Raw genomic sequence first — 15,205 nt, forward strand, 5'->3', positions numbered from 1 at the left:
TCGATTACTCCGTGATCGCCGCGGCTTCGGCCTCGGCGACCGGGGCCGAAGCACCGCCACGACCCAGCAGGTCGGCGATCTTCTTGCCACGGCGTTGCGACACCGACTTCGGCGAAGTCTGATCCTTCAGCGCCTCGAAGGTCGCCCGGATCATGTTGTAGGGATTCGAGGTGCCGACCGACTTGGTCACGACGTCATGGACGCCGAGGCTCTCGAAGATCGCGCGCATCGGACCGCCGGCGATGATGCCCGTGCCCGGAGGCGCGGTGCGGACCGTCACGCGGCCGGCGCCGAAGTGGCCGTTGCCGTCATGGTGAAGGGTACGGCCTTCGCGCAGCGGCACGCGGACCATCGCCTTCTTGGCGGCGGCGGTCGCCTTGGAGATCGCCTCCGGCACTTCGCGGGCCTTGCCGTGGCCGAAGCCTGCACGACCCTTGCCGTCGCCGACGACGACGAGCGCGGCGAAGCCGAAGCGCTTACCACCCTTCACCGTCTTCGAGACGCGGTTGATGTGGACGAGCTTCTCGATCAGCTCCTCGCCCTGCTCTTCGTTGCCCTTGCGGTCGTCGCGACGGCCACGGCCGTCCCGGCCACGGCCACCGCCGCGGTCGTTTCCGCCGCCACGGCCACGGCCACCACGGCCACGACGCTCGCCCTGGCCCTCGGCACCGGGAGTGGCTTCCGCCGGAGCGGCTGCCTGGATTTCGGTTTCGTCAGCCATTTAGAACTCCAATCCGCCTTCGCGGGCCGCATCGGCCAGCGCCTTGACGCGACCATGGAAAAGGAAGCCGCCGCGATCGAACACCACCTGGGTGACGCCCGCCGCCTTGGCGCGCTCGGCAACCGCCTTGCCGACCGAAGCCGCCGCATCGGCGGTCGCACCGGTCTTGCCCTTCATATCCTTGTCGAGGGTCGAAGCCGAGGCGACCGTGCGGCCGGCCTCGTCGTCGATCACCTGGGCGTAGATATGCCGGCCCGAACGATGCACCGACAGGCGGGGACGGAGACCGCCCCTGGCCCGCAGTGCGGTGCGCACGCGACGACGGCGGCGCTCGAAGAGAGAGAGACCCTTGCTCATTACTTCTTCTTCCCTTCCTTGCGGAAGATATACTCGCCAGCGTATTTGATGCCCTTGCCCTTATAGGGCTCCGGCTTCCGCCAGCGGCGGATTTCGGCGGCAACCTGGCCGACCTTCTGCTTGTCGATGCCCGAGATCTGGACGGTCGTCTGATCCGGCGTCGCGATCGTGATTCCCTCGGGGATCACGAAGTCGACATCGTGGCTGTAGCCGAGCTGCAGCTTCAGATTCTTGCCCTGGACGTTGGCGCGATAACCGACGCCGGTGATCTGGAGGGTCTTGGTATAGCCCTCGGTCACGCCGGTGATCAGGTTCTGGACCAGGGTACGCTGCATGCCCCAGAAGGACCGCGCGCGCTTGGTCTCGTTCGCCGGCTGCACCGAGATCGCACTATCCTCGATCGCATAGGTGACCTCGTCGGCCAGGCTGATGCTCAGCGTGCCCTTCGGACCCTTGACCGAGAGCGTCTTGCCCTCGATCGCGGCGGTGACGCCTGCCGGCACGGCGACCGGCTTCTTACCGATGCGGCTCATCAGAAGACCTCCGCAAGAACCTCGCCGCCGACATTCTGCTCACGCGCTTCCGCGTCGGACAGAACACCCTTGGGCGTCGAGACGATGGTGATGCCCAGGCCGTTGCGGACGCGTGGGAGTTCCTTCGAACCCGAATAGACGCGGCGGCCAGGCTTGGAGACGCGGGCGACATGCTGGATCGCAGGCTGCCCTTCGAAATATTTCAGCTCGATGCGCAGGCCGTTGTGGCCGGCGAGGTCTTCCTCGCTATAGCCACGGATATAGCCTTCGCGCTGAAGCACGTCGAGCACACGGGCGCGCAGCTTGGACGCGGGCGAAAGCACGCTGTCCTTGCGGGCGCGCTGCCCGTTGCGGATGCGGGTGAGCAGATCACCCAGAGGATCGGTCAGAGCCATCTTTTCGGTTCCTTACCAGCTCGACTTCGTAACGCCGGGGATGAGGCCCTTGTTGGCCAGATCACGCAGCTGAATACGGCAAAGCCGGAACTTGCGATAATAAGCGCGGGGACGGCCCGTCACCTCGCAACGGTTGCGCACGCGGGTCGGATTCGCGTTGCGCGGAATCTCGGCCAGCTTGAGACGAGCGATGAGGCGCTCGGTCTCGTCCTTGGCCTCGTCGTTCGCGATCGCCTTCAGACGTGCATATTTACCCGCATAAGCCTTCACCAGCTTCTTGCGACGCTCGTTCTTGTTGATCGAACTCAGTTTCGCCATGACTTAAGTTCTTCCTTGTCCGCCCGGCCGCTCGGCGGCCGGGTTCTATTCCCAAATGGCCGCTTACGCAGCCTGCTTCTGGTCCTCGTTTTCCACGGGGAACGGGAAGCCGAACAGGCGCAGCAGCTCGCGCGCCTCGTCGTCGGTCTTCGCCGTCGTGGCGACGATCACGTCCATGCCGCGGATCTTGTCCACGCTGTCATAGCTGATCTCCGGGAAGATCAGCTGTTCCTTCAGGCCGGTGGCATAGTTGCCGCGGCCGTCGAACGACTTCGGATTGAGGCCGCGGAAGTCGCGAACGCGCGGGAGCGCGATCGTGACGAAACGGTCGAGGAACTCGTACATGCGCTCGCGGCGGAGGGTGACCTTCGCGCCGATCGGCATGCCCTCGCGCAGCTTGAACTGCGCGATCGACTTCTTCGCCTTGGTGATCACGGCCTTCTGGCCGGCGATCTTGGTCATCTCCAGGGCGGCCTGCTCGACCTTCTTCTTGTCCTGGGTGGCCTCACCGACGCCCATGTTCAGGACGATCTTGGTGATCCTCGGCACTTCCATGTGGTTCTTGTAGCCGAACTTCTCGGTCATCGCCTTGACGATCGTGTCGTCATAGAGCTTCCGGAAGCGCGGGGTGTAGGCATCAGCCATTGATCGTCTCCCCGGTCTTGACCGCGACGCGGACCTTCTTGCCGTCCTTGACCTCGAAGCGAACACGCGACGGCTTGCCGTCGGCGGTCGCGATCGCGACCTTCGAGACATGCATCGGCGCTTCGATACGCTCGAGGCCGCCCTGCGGGTTCGCCTGGCTCGGCTTGCGGTGGCGGGTCGCGACGTTGACGCCAGACACGATCACCTTGGCGTCCTTCGGGAAGGACTTGGTCACTTCGCCGGTCTTGCCCTTGTCCTTGCCGGACAGGACGACGACGCGGTCACCCTTCTTGATCTTCAGCGCAGACATCACAGCACCTCGGGGGCGAGCGAGATGATCTTCATGTGGTTCTTGGCACGGAGCTCGCGAACCACCGGGCCGAAGATGCGGGTGCCGATCGGCTCGCCGCTGTTCTTGTTGATCAGGACGGCGGCGTTGCCGTCGAAACGGATCGTCGAACCGTCGGGACGATGGATGTCCTTGGCGGTACGGACGATGACCGCACGATGCACGTCACCCTTCTTGACCTTGCCGCGCGGAGCCGCTTCCTTGATCGAGACGACGATGACGTCGCCCACGGTCGCGAAACGGCGCTTGGAACCGCCCAGCACCTTGATGCACTGCACCCTCTTCGCGCCGCTGTTGTCAGCGACGTCGAGGTTCGTCTGCATCTGGATCATTGTTCAGACCCTTCCGTTATCAGGCGTGGTTCGGCGTCGCGTGGGTATCAACCCGCTCGACCACCTTCCACGTCTTAAGCTTCGAAATCGGCGCGGTCTCTTCGATGCGCACCGTCTCACCCTCGCGATACTCATTGGTCTCGTCGTGGGCGTGATACTTCTTCGACCGCTTGATGATCTTGCCGTACATCGCGTGCTTCACGCGACGTTCGACCTTCACCACGACGGTCTTGTCGGTCTTGTCGGAGACCACCGTTCCGGTCAGCACGCGCTTCGGCATGGCTGGCGCTCCTTACTTCGCGGCCGCAGCGGAACGCTGCGTCTGCAGGGTCTTGATCTGCGCGATGGTCCGACGGACCTCGCGCACGCGGCTCGGCTTCTCAAGCTGGTTGGTGGCAGCCTGGAAACGCAGGTTGAACTGCTCCCGCTTCAGCTCGCCCAGGTCCTGGGCCAGCTGATCGTCGGTCTTACCGTTGAGGTCAGCGATCTTCGCCATCTTACTTTTCCTCGTAGATCGACTCGCCGAAGCGAGCGACGACCTTGGTCTTGATCGGGAGCTTCTCCATCGCGCGCTCGAAGGCGACGCGGGCGAGCGGGCCGGGTACGCCGTCCAGCTCGAACAGGATGCGACCCGGCTTGACGCGGGCGGCCCAGAACTCCGGCGAACCCTTGCCCGAGCCCATGCGGACTTCGGCGGGCTTCGAGGAGACCGGAACATCCGGGAAGATGCGGATCCACAAGCGACCCTGGCGCTTGATGTGACGCGTGATCGCGCGGCGGGCCGCCTCGATCTGGCGCGCGGTGATCCGATCCGGCTCGAGGGCCTTGAGGCCGAACGCGCCGAAGTTCAGCGACGCGCCGCCGGGCGCGTTGCCATGGATGCGACCCTTGTGGGCCTTGCGGAATTTGGTGCGCTTTGGTTGCAGCATTTTCTATCGCCTTCTGACACCGATTGTCCGGTCGATCAGGCGACGCTGATAAGGGGAAACCCCTTATCGCGCCGGCCGGACCCCCGACGTCTGAGCTTCCATCATGAGCCGGTCCTGAGCCAGCGGATCATGGCCGAGGATCTCACCCTTGAAGATCCAGACCTTGATGCCGCACACGCCATAGGCGGTGTGAGCTTCGGCTTCGGCATAGTCGACGTTCGCGCGCAGCGTATGCAGCGGCACGCGGCCTTCGCGATACCACTCGGTGCGGGCGATCTCCGCGCCACCGAGACGGCCGGCGCAGGTGATCCGGATGCCTTCGGCACCGAGCCGCAGGGCCGACTGCACCGCGCGCTTCATCGCGCGGCGGAAGGCGATGCGGCGCTCGAGCTGATCGGCGACGCCCTGCGCGACGAGCTTCGAGTCGATCTCGGGCTTGCGGATCTCGACGATGTTCAGCGAGACGTCCGACGAGGTCATCTTGCCGAGCGCGCGGCGAAGCTTCTCGATGTCGGCGCCCTTCTTGCCGATGATGACGCCCGGACGGGCGGCATAGACCGAGATGCGGCACAGCTTGGCCGGACGCTCGATCACGACCTTCGAGATCGCGGCCTGCGGGATCGCCTTCATGATGTGCTTGCGGATCTTCAGATCCTCGAGCAGCAGGCGGCCGTAATCGGCGCCGTCGGCGTACCAGCGGCTGTCCCAGGTGCGGTTGATCTGCAACCGCATGCCGATCGGGTTGGACTTCTGACCCATATTATTCAGCCTCTTCCTGCTGCTCGCGCACGACGACACGAAGGCGCGCGAACGGCTTGATGATGCGGGTCGACTTGCCGCGGCCACGCGTGGCGAAGCGCTTCATGACGATCGACTTGCCGACCGAAGCTTCCTTCACGACGAGCGCGTCGACGTCGAGGTTGTGGTTGTTCTCGGCGTTGGCGATCGCCGAGGCGAGCACCTTGCGCACGTCGATGGCCATCGCCTTCTTCGAGAAGGTGAGGATGTTGAGCGCGTCGCCGGCCTTCTTGTTGCGGATCAGGGCCGCGACGAGGTTCAGCTTCTGCGGGCTGCCGCGGACGGTGGTGGCGACCGCAAGGGCCTCCTTGTCACCGACCTTGCGCGGGGATGCGGGCTTCGACATCAGCGCTTACCCTTCTTGTCGGCGTGGCCGGGGAAGTAACGCGTCGGCGCGAACTCACCCAGCTTGTGACCGACCATGTCCTCGTTGACCGCGACCGGCACGAACTTGCGGCCGTTGTAGACGCTGAACGTGAGTCCAACGAACTGCGGCAAGATGGTCGAGCGACGCGACCAGGTCTTGATCGGAGTGCGCGCACCACTGTCCTGAGCGCCTTCCGCCTTCCGGAGAAGGTGGAGATCGACGAACGGACCTTTCCAAACGGAACGGGCCATGGATTACCTCTTCTTCTTCGCGTGGCGCGAACGGATGATGAACTTGTCGGTCGCCTTGTTGTGGCGGGTCCGGGCTCCCTTGGTGGGCTTACCCCACGGGGTCACCGGATGACGGCCACCCGAGGTGCGGCCTTCGCCGCCGCCATGGGGATGGTCGACCGGGTTCTTGGCGACGCCGCGGGTCAGCGGACGCTTTCCGAGCCAGCGGTTCCGACCGGCCTTGGCCAGGTTCTGGTTCGCATTGTCCGGGTTCGACACGGCACCGACGGTGCACATGCAGTCCGACCGGATGTAGCGCTGCTCGCCTGAGTTCAGGCGAACCATCACCATGCCCTTGTCGCGGCCGACGATCTGCACATAGGTGCCTGCCGCCCGTGCGATCTGGCCGCCCTTGCCGGGCTTCATCTCGACGTTGTGGACGATCGTGCCAACCGGAGCCTGGCCGATTTCCATCGCGTTGCCCGGCTTGGTATCGGTCTTCTTCGCGGCGACGACGACGTCGCCGGTGGTCAGACGCTGCGGCGCGATGATGTAGGCCAGCTCGCCGTCCTCATACTTCACCAGCGCGATGAAGGCCGAACGGTTCGGGTCATATTCGAGATGCTCGACGGTCGCGGGCTGGTCCCACTTGCGACGCTTGAAGTCGATGATCCGGTACTTCTGCTTGTGGCCGCCAGCGATGCCGCGCGCGGTGGCGTGGCCCTGGTTGTTGCGGCCACCCGACTTGCGCTTGCCTTCGGTCAGCGCCTTGACGGGCTTGCCCTTGTGGAGGCTCGACTTGTCGACGAGGATCAGGCCGCGGCGGGCCGGGCTCGTCGGGTTATAATGCTTCAGCGCCATGGCCTCAGATTCCCGTCGTCACGTCGATCGACTGGCCTTCGGCCAGCGTCACGATCGCTTTCTTCACGTCGGAGCGCTTGTAGGGCGTACCCTTCCAGCGCTTCGTCTTGCCCTTGGAGACGATCGTGTTCACGCCCGTCACCTTGACGTTGAACAGCGCCTCGACAGCGGCCTTGATCTCCGGCTTGCTGGCATCGCCCGCAACCTGGAACACCACGGCGTTGTGCTCCGAGAGCAGCGTCGTCTTTTCGGTGATGTGGGGCTTGAGCACCACGTCATAGTGGCGGTTGTCCACCACGGCTTCCTTCTTAGCCATTGAAGCGCGCCTCCAGCTTCTCGACCGCGGCGCGCGTCAGCACCAGCGTTTCATGCTTCAGGATGTCGTACACATTGGCGCCGACGGCGGGCATCACGTTGAGCTTCGGGATGTTCGAAGACGCCAGCGCGAAACCATTGTCGACCATGTCGCCGTCGATCACCAGCGTGGTGTTGCCGAAACCGAGCTTGCCGATCTGAGCGAGCAGCACCTTGGTCTTGGCGTCGGCGACGGTGAGCGTGTCGAGCACGACAAGCTTGCCGTCCTTGGCCTTCGACGACAGCGCCATCTTCAGGCCGAGCGCACGAACCTTCTTGTTCAGCGACGGATTGAAGTCGCGAACGCGCGGACCATGCGCCTTACCGCCGCCGATGAAGTTCGGGGCGCGGCGATCGCCGTGACGAGCCGTACCGCCGCCCTTCTGGCGACCGAACTTCTTGCCGGTGCGGGCGACATCCGAACGCTCGCGGGCACCGCGGGCGGTGCCGCGACGCTTCTCGAGCTGCCAGGTGACGACGCGGTGCAGGATGTCGGCGCGGGGCTCGACGGCGAAGATCTCGTCGTTGAGCTCGATATCGCCGGATGCCTTGGCGTCGAGGGTCTGAACCTTGACCTTCATGATCAGCCCTCCTGGCCTTCGGTGGCCTCGGGAGCCGCGGTATCTTCCGCAGGCGTCTCGGCAGGCGCATTGTTGCTGTTCGCGGCCGACTTCAGGCCCGCCGGGAACGGCGCGTCCTTGGGAGCGGCGATCTTGACCGAGTCCTTGACAAGCAGCCAGCCGCCCTTCGAGCCCGGGACCGAGCCCTTGACGAAGAGGAGGCCGCGCTCGGCGTCGGTCTGGACGATCTCGAGGTTCTGCTGGGTGCGGTTCTTGTCGCCCATGTGGCCGGCCATCTTCTTGTTCTTGAAGACCTTGCCCGGATCCTGGCGCTGACCGGTCGAACCGAGCGAGCGGTGCGAGACCGAGACGCCGTGGGTGGCGCGCAGACCGCCGAAGCCCCAGCGCTTCATGCCGCCCTGGAAGCCCTTGCCCTGGGTGCTACCCTGGATGTCGACGAACTGGCCTGCGACATAATGGTCGGCGGAGAGTTCCGCGCCCACGTCGAGCAGACCGTCTTCCGACACGCGGAACTCGGCGAGGAAAGCCTTCGGCTCCACCTCGGCCTTGCCGAAATGGCCGCGCTCCGGCTTGGTGAGATTCTTCGGCTTGGCCGAGCCGGCACCGAGCTGGACGGCGACATAACCGTCACGGCCCTGCTCGCGGCGCGCCACGACCTGTACATTCTCCAGCGCCAGGACGGTGACCGGCACGTGCCGACCATCTTCCTGGAACAGGCGGGTCATCCCCATCTTCTTCGCGATCACGCCAGTGCGCATGATCTGTTCCTTCCCAACAGAGGCTCGCGTTAGCGGCGAGCGTGCCAACGAAAAAAGCCCCGGTATCAACCGAAGCCCCCAAGCCCAATTTTCGATAGCCCCCGCCTGGGCATGGATTTCGCATTGCTGCGAAAGGCGGGGACCAGACACCGGCACCTCTCCGAGGATCAGGCCGGTCGGTATCCCTATCTTCGCCACCCTCTCGATCCCCGAAGGGAGAGAAATGACGAGCGCGGGAGCGATTCGCCCCCGCGCAGAGCCGGCCTCTTAGGCCAGTTTGATCTCGACATCAACACCCGCTGCAAGATCGAGCTTCATCAGCGCGTCGACCGTCTGCGGGGTGGGCTGCACGATGTCCAGCAGCCGCTTGTAGGTCCGCACCTCGAACTGCTCGCGCGACTTCTTGTCGATGTGCGGGCCGCGGTTCACGGTGAACTTCTCGATGCGGGTGGGCAACGGGATCGGACCACGGATGAGCGCGCCGGTACGGCGGGCGGTGTCGGCGATGTCGCCGGTAGCCTGATCGAGCACGCGATGGTCGAATGCCTTCAGGCGAATACGGATATTCTGCGTTTCCATGTCCTACACCGATGCGAAAGAGCCGTGCGGCAATATTGCCGCTTTCCAACTTGTATACAAAGCGAACCGGCCGGCCCCCGAGGGGGCCGGCCGGCCCGTTTCAACGCGCTATATTACTTCGAGATCGAGCTGACAACCCCGGCGCCGACAGTGCGGCCGCCTTCACGGATCGAGAAGCGCAAGCCCTCTTCCATGGCGATCGGGGCGATGAGCTTGACGCCGAGCTTGATGTTGTCGCCGGGCATGACCATCTCCGTGCCCTCGGGCAGTTCGACGGTGCCGGTCACGTCGGTCGTACGGAAGTAGAACTGCGGACGATAGTTCGCGAAGAACGGCGTGTGACGGCCACCCTCTTCCTTCGACAGGACGTAGACTTCCGACGAGAAGTCGGTGTGCGGCTTGATCGAGCCCGGCTTGCAGAGAACCTGGCCACGCTCGACTTCTTCGCGGCCGACGCCGCGGATCAGCGCACCGATGTTGTCGCCGGCCTGGCCCTGGTCGAGCAGCTTGCGGAACATCTCGACGCCCGTGACCGTGGTCTTGCGGGTGTCCTTGATGCCGACGATCTCGACTTCCTCGCCGACCTTGACGACGCCGGTCTCGACGCGGCCGGTGACGACGGTGCCGCGACCCGAGATCGAGAACACGTCCTCGATCGGCATCAGGAACGGCTTGTCGAGCGGACGCTCGGGCTGCGGGATGAACTCGTCGACCGCCTGCATCAGCTTGAGGACGGCGTCATGGCCGATCTCGGGCTTGGTGCCGTTGAGGGCGCAGACCGCCGAACCGGCGATGACGGGGATGTTGTCGCCGTCGAAGTCGTAGGACGACAGCAGCTCGCGGATTTCGAGCTCGACGAGCTCGAGGATCTCGGCGTCGTCGACCAGGTCGACCTTGTTCATGAACACGACGAGCTGCGGCACGCCGACCTGGCGGGCGAGCAGGATGTGCTCGCGGGTCTGCGGCATCGGGCCGTCGGTGGCCGAAACGACCAGGATGCCGCCGTCCATCTGCGCGGCGCCGGTGATCATGTTCTTCACATAATCGGCGTGGCCCGGGCAATCGACGTGCGCATAGTGGCGCTTCTCGGTCTCATACTCGACGTGCGCGGTCGAGATGGTGATGCCGCGCTCGCGCTCTTCCGGAGCCTTGTCGATGTTGTCGTAGCTGGTGAAGGTCGCGCCGCCGGTCTCGGCGAGGACCTTGGTGATGGCTGCCGTGAGCGACGTCTTGCCATGGTCGACGTGGCCGATGGTGCCGATATTGCAGTGCGGCTTGGTCCGCTCAAACTTAGCCTTAGCCATTTTTTGCCTCTTCTCTTCGAATCAATTGCCGGACGCGCCGCCCGATGCGGACGCGCCCATAACCACAAATTACCGATTATGCCAGCTTTGCCTTGACCTCGTCGGCCACGTTGGCGGGCACTTCTTCATAATGCGAGAACTGCATCGTGTACTGCGCCCGGCCCTGGGTGAACGAGCGCAGCTGGTTCACATAGCCGAACATGTTCGCCAGCGGTACCAGCGCCTCGACGACCTGGGCATTTCCGCGGGTGTCGGTGCCCTGGATCTGGCCACGACGGCTGTTCATGTCGCCGATGACGTCGCCCAGATAATCTTCCGGGGTGACGACCTCGACCTTCATGATCGGCTCGAGCAGCTTGATGCCCGACTTCTGGGCAGCTTCGCGCATACCGCCGCGACCGGTGATCTCGAACGCCAGCGCCGACGAGTCGACGTCGTGATAGGCGCCGTCGTACAGCGTCGCGGTGAAGTCGATGATCGGGAAGCCGATCAGCGAGCCCGACGCGGCGATCTCGCGGATGCCCTTCTCGACCGACGGGATATATTCCTTGGGAATATTGCCGCCCTTCACCTCATCCTTGAAGATGACGCCCTGGCCGCGCTCGCCCGGCTCCACCGTGAACTTGATGCGGCCGAACTGGCCCGAGCCGCCCGACTGCTTCTTGTGGGTGTAGTCGACGTCGACCTTGCGGCCGATCGATTCGCGATACGCCACCTGCGGCGCGCCGATGTTCGCCTCGACCTTGAACTCGCGCTTCATGCGGTCGACGAGAATCTCGAGGTGGAGCTCGCCCATCCCCTTGATGATCGTCTGGCCCGATTCGGCATCCGACGACACGCGGAACGACGGGTCTTCGCGCGCCAGGCGGTTGAGGGCGATGCCCATCTTCTCCTGGTCGGCCTTCGTCTTCGGTTCCACCGACAGCTCGATGACCGGCTCGGGGAATTCCATCCGCTCAAGGATGATCGGGGCGTTCTGCGCGCACAGCGTGTCGCCCGTGGTGGTGTCCTTGAGGCCTGCCAGAGCGACGATGTCGCCGGCATAGGCTTCCTGGATGTCCTCACGGCTGTTCGCATGCATGAGCAGCATGCGCCCGACCTTTTCCTTCTTGTCCTTGACCGAGTTCAGCACGGTCGTGGCGGCATCCATCTTGCCCGAATAGATGCGGGCGAAGGTGAGCGTGCCGACGAACGGATCGTTCATGATCTTGAACGCCAGCGCCGACATCGGCGCATCGTCGGTGGCCGGGCGGCTGTCCGGGGTCTCGCCGTCGAGCTTGAGGCCTTCGACCGGCGGAATGTCCAGCGGGCTCGGCAGATAGTCGACGACACCGTCGAGCAGCGGCTGCACGCCCTTGTTCTTGAAGGCCGAACCGCACAGCACCGGAACGAACGAGAAGTTGAGCGTGCCCTTGCGGATCAGCTTCTTCAGCGTCGCGACGTCGGGCTCGGTGCCTTCGAGATAGGCTTCCATGACGGCGTCGTCCTGCTCGACGGCCATCTCGATCAGTTCCGAGCGGGCCGCCGCGGCGGCGTCCTTCAGGTCATCCGGGATGTCCTGATATTCGAACTTCGCGCCCAGCGACTCCTCGAGCCAGATGATCGCGCGGTTCGAGACGAGATCGACGAGGCCCTTGAAGCCGCCCTCGATGCCGATCGGGAGATAGAGCACCGCCGGACGGGCGCCCAGGCGATCCTTGATCATCTCCACGCAGCGCTCGAAGCTCGCGCCGGTGCGGTCGAGCTTGTTGACGAAGCACATCCGCGGGACCTTGTACTTCTCGGCCTGGCGCCAGACGGTCTCCGACTGCGGCTCGACGCCGGCAACGCCGTCGAAGCAGGCGACCGCGCCGTCGAGGACGCGCAGCGAACGCTCGACCTCGATCGTGAAGTCGACGTGGCCGGGCGTGTCGATGATGTTGATCCGGTGATCGTCCCAGAAGCAGGTCGTCGCGGCGGACGTGATCGTGATCCCGCGCTCCTGCTCCTGCTCCATCCAGTCCATCGTCGCGGTGCCCTCATGGACCTCGCCGATCTTGTAGGACTTGCCGGTGTAGTAAAGGATACGCTCGGTCGTCGTCGTCTTGCCGGCATCGATGTGCGCCATGATGCCGATGTTGCGATATTTTTCGAGCGGGTGGCTGCGGGCCATGATCTTAAACTCCGATGTCGGGGGAGGGTTTTGACGACCCAGCCCCGACGATATGGGAACGAAGTGTTACACTTTCGAGCCCACCCCTGGAGGGGCGGGCCCGAGGTGCGACGCTGTTACCAGCGATAGTGCGAGAAGGCGCGGTTCGCTTCCGCCATGCGGTGCGTGTCTTCGCGCTTCTTGACGGCGTTGCCGCGATTGTTCGCGGCATCCATCAGCTCGCCCGAAAGACGGCCGGCCATGGTGTGCTCCGAACGCGCGCGGGCGGCGGAGATCAGCCAGCGGATCGCGAGCGCCTGCGAGCGCTCCGGACGAACCTCGACGGGAACCTGATAGGTCGCACCGCCGACGCGGCGGCTGCGGACCTCGATACCCGGCTTCACATTGTTGAGCGCGTCATGGAACACGCCGAGCGGCTCGCGCTTGGCGCGGGTCTCGACGGTTTCGAGGGCGCCATAGACGATGCCTTCGGCGACGGACTTCTTTCCGTCGAGCATGACGCTGTTCATGAACTTGCTGAGCACGACATCCCCGAACTTCGGATCGGGAAGGATTTCGCGCTTTTCTGGGCGACGACGACGAGCCATTTCGATCTACCTCTTACTTGGGACGCTTGGCGCCGTATTTCGAACGGCTCTGCTTGCGATCCTTGACACCCTGCGTGTCGAGCACGCCGCGGAGAACGTGATAGCGCACGCCCGGAAGGTCGCGCACACGGCCGCCGCGGATCAGGACCACCGAGTGCTCCTGGAGGTTATGGCCTTCACCCGGAATATAGCTGATCACTTCGCGGCTGTTGGTCAGGCGGACCTTGGCCACCTTGCGCAGCGCCGAGTTCGGCTTCTTCGGGGTCGTCGTGTAGACGCGCGTGCAAACGCCGCGCTTCTGCGGATTCTTTTCCATCGCAGGGACCTTCGACTTGGCCTTCTGCGGTTCGCGACCCTTGCGGATCAGCTGGTTGATCGTTGGCATGAAGCCCTTCACCTCTAAGAGTTACTTTACTGATGCCCGAATCGCCTTCCCGCCTCCCGCACGCGGACAAACGGAAATGCAGCAAGGCCCCGGCGGTCTCTGCAGACCTCCCAGGCCATCACACGCATCAGCAATGTTTCAAGCGGCCCAGGACCGCAAACCGACCCTGAGCAGGGCGCGCCTATAGAGAAGGACTCGGATCGGGTCAACCGGTGGAACCGCCGGATTTTGGCGATGGTTGTGCTCGTTACCCGATCGAAAGGCCGATGATGCACCGTCCGATTCTCGCTTTGCTCCTCACCGCCCTGCCCCTGGCCCTGCCCATGGCGGCCCGCGCGGCGAGCTTCGACTGCGCGCGTGCCAGCCATGCGGACGAACGGGCGGTCTGCGCCGATCGCGCGCTCAACGACCGCGACGTGACGATGTCGGTGCTCTACCGGCTCGACCAGCGCTTCGTCCCGATGGGCTCGCGCGACGTGATCCGCCGCGACCAGGCTGCCTGGCTCGGCCGGCGACGGGCCTGCGGCGCGAACACCGCCTGCCTCGCCCGTACCTACGACCGGCGGATCGCCGAGCTGCAGGCCGTGATCGACAGCCGGGTCTATCCGCGCGGACCGTTCTGACCGCACCATGTAGGAATGCGGTCGGCCCGGTCGCTCAGGGTTTCGCCTGGGGCTTGATGTAGATGGCGCGGATCGACGGCCAGCGCTCGCGCAGCTCGGTCTCGGTCTCGGCGATCATCGCCTCTACCCGTCCCACCGGCACCTCGTCCTCGAAGTCCACCGCCAGACCGAGGAAGATGTTGCGCGGGCCGATATGGATCGTGATGATCTCGTTGACGCCGGTCACTTCGGGGCGCCGGGTCACGGCGGCGCGCACCGCAGCCTCCAGCGCGGGATCGGCCGGCTCGCCGATCAGCAGGTCCTTCGACTCGCGCGCCAGCGCCAGCGCCACGCCCGCCAGCGCCAGGCCGATGACGATCGAGGCGACGCCGTCCCAGCGCGGATCGCCGGTCAGGAGGCTGAGGGTGATGCCGGCGGCCGCCACGAACAGGCCGAACATCGCCGCCGAATCCTCGAACAGGACGATGAAGGTCGGCGGGTCTTTCGACCGGCGGATGGCTTCCCACCAGCCATGGTCCCCCTTGGCCGCGCCGAACTCGCGCACGGCGATGCCCCAGCTCGCCCCCTCGAGCAGCAGCGACAGCCCCAGCACGATATAGTTGATCAGCGGCGACCGGATCGGTTCGGGATCGCTGATATGGACGACGCCCTCATAGATCGACAGGCCCGCGCCGGTCGAAAAGATCAGGATCGCGACGACGAAGCTCCAGAAATAGAGCTCGCGGCCATAGCCGAGCGGATGCCACTCGTCGGGCGGGCGCGACGACCGCTTCTGACCGTAGAGCAGCAACAGCTGGTTGAGGCTGTCGACGACCGAATGGAAGCCCTCGGTCAGCATCGCCGAAGACCCGGTGATCGTCGCCGCGACGAACTTCGCGATGGCGATGCCCAAGTTGGCGGCCAGCGCGGCGAACAGGATCAGCCGGCTCTCGGGCGGTTCGGTCATCGGGCTCCTGCGGTGGCGGCGGCGGGCAGGCGCGGCAGATCGCCCCCTTTCCACATCCGGAACGAGCCATAGGTTGCCTTGTTCCGCCAGGCAAATTTTCG

Annotated in this window: 25 protein-coding genes; 1 reads left to right on the top strand and 24 read right to left on the bottom strand. The window is 64.7% G+C overall.

Going from position 1 to position 15,205, the window contains the following annotated elements; genetic code table 11:
* Window positions 1-4: 4 nt before the first annotated feature.
* The 23 genes from rpsE to rpsL all read right to left on the bottom strand — a co-directional run bounded on the left by rpsE (window position 5) and on the right by rpsL (window position 13,535).
* On the bottom strand, window positions 5-721 hold the full coding sequence (gene rpsE, locus ASE22_RS19080; protein ID WP_082545317.1) for a 30S ribosomal protein S5: 717 nt from the start codon (window positions 719-721) through the stop codon (window positions 5-7).
* Window positions 722-1,078 (bottom strand): 50S ribosomal protein L18, encoded by a 357-nt coding sequence (gene rplR / locus ASE22_RS19085; RefSeq protein WP_011952180.1) that lies wholly within the window; start codon window positions 1,076-1,078, stop codon window positions 722-724. It abuts the gene before it with no gap.
* The gene (gene rplF, locus ASE22_RS19090; RefSeq protein ID WP_056363455.1) at window positions 1,078-1,611 is read right to left on the bottom strand and encodes a 50S ribosomal protein L6; all 534 of its coding nucleotides are present in this window, start codon (window positions 1,609-1,611) and stop codon (window positions 1,078-1,080) included. The genes rplR and rplF overlap by 1 nt, the downstream gene beginning before the upstream one ends.
* Window positions 1,611-2,006 (bottom strand): 30S ribosomal protein S8, encoded by a 396-nt coding sequence (gene rpsH, locus ASE22_RS19095; protein ID WP_046194310.1) that lies wholly within the window; start codon window positions 2,004-2,006, stop codon window positions 1,611-1,613. Before rpsH ends, rplF begins: the two co-directional genes overlap by 1 nt.
* A 12-nt stretch (window positions 2,007-2,018) precedes the next feature.
* On the bottom strand, window positions 2,019-2,324 hold the full coding sequence (rpsN, locus tag ASE22_RS19100) for a 30S ribosomal protein S14 (protein WP_056363457.1): 306 nt from the start codon (window positions 2,322-2,324) through the stop codon (window positions 2,019-2,021).
* Between the two features lie 63 nt (window positions 2,325-2,387).
* A complete protein-coding gene (gene rplE / locus ASE22_RS19105; protein WP_056363459.1) occupies window positions 2,388-2,969 on the bottom strand; it encodes a 50S ribosomal protein L5 in 582 nt (193 codons plus the stop codon).
* Complete coding sequence (rplX, locus tag ASE22_RS19110) at window positions 2,962-3,279, bottom strand: 50S ribosomal protein L24 (protein ID WP_056363461.1); 318 nt, start codon at window positions 3,277-3,279, stop codon at window positions 2,962-2,964. Before rplX ends, rplE begins: the two co-directional genes overlap by 8 nt.
* Window positions 3,279-3,650, bottom strand: a complete 372-nt coding sequence (rplN, locus tag ASE22_RS19115) for a 50S ribosomal protein L14 (protein ID WP_011952186.1) — start codon at window positions 3,648-3,650, stop codon at window positions 3,279-3,281. The genes rplX and rplN overlap by 1 nt, the downstream gene beginning before the upstream one ends.
* 19 nt (window positions 3,651-3,669) lie before the next feature.
* Window positions 3,670-3,930: a 30S ribosomal protein S17 gene (rpsQ, locus tag ASE22_RS19120; RefSeq protein ID WP_056363465.1), complete on the bottom strand. Its 261-nt coding sequence runs from the start codon at window positions 3,928-3,930 to the stop codon at window positions 3,670-3,672.
* A gap of 12 nt (window positions 3,931-3,942) precedes the next feature.
* On the bottom strand, window positions 3,943-4,146 hold the full coding sequence (gene rpmC / locus ASE22_RS19125) for a 50S ribosomal protein L29 (RefSeq protein ID WP_056363466.1): 204 nt from the start codon (window positions 4,144-4,146) through the stop codon (window positions 3,943-3,945).
* A gap of 1 nt (window position 4,147) precedes the next feature.
* Window positions 4,148-4,579 (bottom strand): 50S ribosomal protein L16, encoded by a 432-nt coding sequence (gene rplP, locus ASE22_RS19130; RefSeq protein ID WP_056363468.1) that lies wholly within the window; start codon window positions 4,577-4,579, stop codon window positions 4,148-4,150.
* A 63-nt stretch (window positions 4,580-4,642) separates the two neighbouring features.
* On the bottom strand, window positions 4,643-5,338 hold the full coding sequence (rpsC, locus tag ASE22_RS19135; protein ID WP_011952190.1) for a 30S ribosomal protein S3: 696 nt from the start codon (window positions 5,336-5,338) through the stop codon (window positions 4,643-4,645).
* Window position 5,339: 1 nt separating this feature from the next.
* A complete protein-coding gene (rplV, locus tag ASE22_RS19140) occupies window positions 5,340-5,723 on the bottom strand; it encodes a 50S ribosomal protein L22 (RefSeq protein WP_056363470.1) in 384 nt (127 codons plus the stop codon).
* On the bottom strand, window positions 5,723-5,995 hold the full coding sequence (rpsS, locus tag ASE22_RS19145; RefSeq protein ID WP_056363472.1) for a 30S ribosomal protein S19: 273 nt from the start codon (window positions 5,993-5,995) through the stop codon (window positions 5,723-5,725). The genes rplV and rpsS overlap by 1 nt, the downstream gene beginning before the upstream one ends.
* Window positions 5,996-5,998: 3 nt before the next feature.
* Window positions 5,999-6,835, bottom strand: a complete 837-nt coding sequence (gene rplB, locus ASE22_RS19150; RefSeq protein WP_056363474.1) for a 50S ribosomal protein L2 — start codon at window positions 6,833-6,835, stop codon at window positions 5,999-6,001.
* A 4-nt stretch (window positions 6,836-6,839) separates the two neighbouring features.
* Window positions 6,840-7,151, bottom strand: a complete 312-nt coding sequence (locus tag ASE22_RS19155; protein WP_056363476.1) for a 50S ribosomal protein L23 — start codon at window positions 7,149-7,151, stop codon at window positions 6,840-6,842.
* Entirely contained in the window at window positions 7,144-7,770 is a 627-nt protein-coding gene (gene rplD, locus ASE22_RS19160) for a 50S ribosomal protein L4 (RefSeq protein WP_056363480.1), read from the bottom strand. The genes ASE22_RS19155 and rplD overlap by 8 nt, the downstream gene beginning before the upstream one ends.
* Window positions 7,771-7,772: 2 nt before the next feature.
* Window positions 7,773-8,528 (bottom strand): 50S ribosomal protein L3, encoded by a 756-nt coding sequence (gene rplC / locus ASE22_RS19165; RefSeq protein ID WP_056363482.1) that lies wholly within the window; start codon window positions 8,526-8,528, stop codon window positions 7,773-7,775.
* A gap of 267 nt (window positions 8,529-8,795) precedes the next feature.
* A complete protein-coding gene (gene rpsJ / locus ASE22_RS19170; protein ID WP_011952197.1) occupies window positions 8,796-9,107 on the bottom strand; it encodes a 30S ribosomal protein S10 in 312 nt (103 codons plus the stop codon).
* 113 nt (window positions 9,108-9,220) lie between these two features.
* A complete protein-coding gene (gene tuf / locus ASE22_RS19175) occupies window positions 9,221-10,411 on the bottom strand; it encodes an elongation factor Tu (RefSeq protein WP_056363484.1) in 1,191 nt (396 codons plus the stop codon).
* A gap of 76 nt (window positions 10,412-10,487) precedes the next feature.
* Window positions 10,488-12,563, bottom strand: coding sequence for an elongation factor G (gene fusA / locus ASE22_RS19180; protein WP_056363486.1), 2,076 nt, complete (start codon window positions 12,561-12,563; stop codon window positions 10,488-10,490).
* 116 nt (window positions 12,564-12,679) lie between these two features.
* Complete coding sequence (rpsG, locus tag ASE22_RS19185) at window positions 12,680-13,150, bottom strand: 30S ribosomal protein S7 (protein WP_056363489.1); 471 nt, start codon at window positions 13,148-13,150, stop codon at window positions 12,680-12,682.
* A 13-nt stretch (window positions 13,151-13,163) separates the two neighbouring features.
* Complete coding sequence (rpsL, locus tag ASE22_RS19190) at window positions 13,164-13,535, bottom strand: 30S ribosomal protein S12 (protein ID WP_011952201.1); 372 nt, start codon at window positions 13,533-13,535, stop codon at window positions 13,164-13,166.
* Between the two features lie 266 nt (window positions 13,536-13,801).
* Here rpsL and ASE22_RS19195 point away from each other — a divergent pair, with 266 nt between their 5' ends.
* Window positions 13,802-14,158 (top strand): lysozyme inhibitor LprI family protein, encoded by a 357-nt coding sequence (locus ASE22_RS19195; RefSeq protein WP_056363491.1) that lies wholly within the window; start codon window positions 13,802-13,804, stop codon window positions 14,156-14,158.
* Between the two features lie 34 nt (window positions 14,159-14,192).
* Here ASE22_RS19195 and ASE22_RS19200 read toward each other — a convergent pair whose 3' ends face one another.
* Entirely contained in the window at window positions 14,193-15,104 is a 912-nt protein-coding gene (locus tag ASE22_RS19200) for a cation diffusion facilitator family transporter (protein ID WP_056364122.1), read from the bottom strand.
* Window positions 15,105-15,205: the final 101 nt, after the last annotated feature.

The sequence above is a fragment of the Sphingomonas sp. Root720 genome, from assembly GCF_001428605.1.
Classification (GTDB): domain Bacteria; phylum Pseudomonadota; class Alphaproteobacteria; order Sphingomonadales; family Sphingomonadaceae; genus Rhizorhabdus.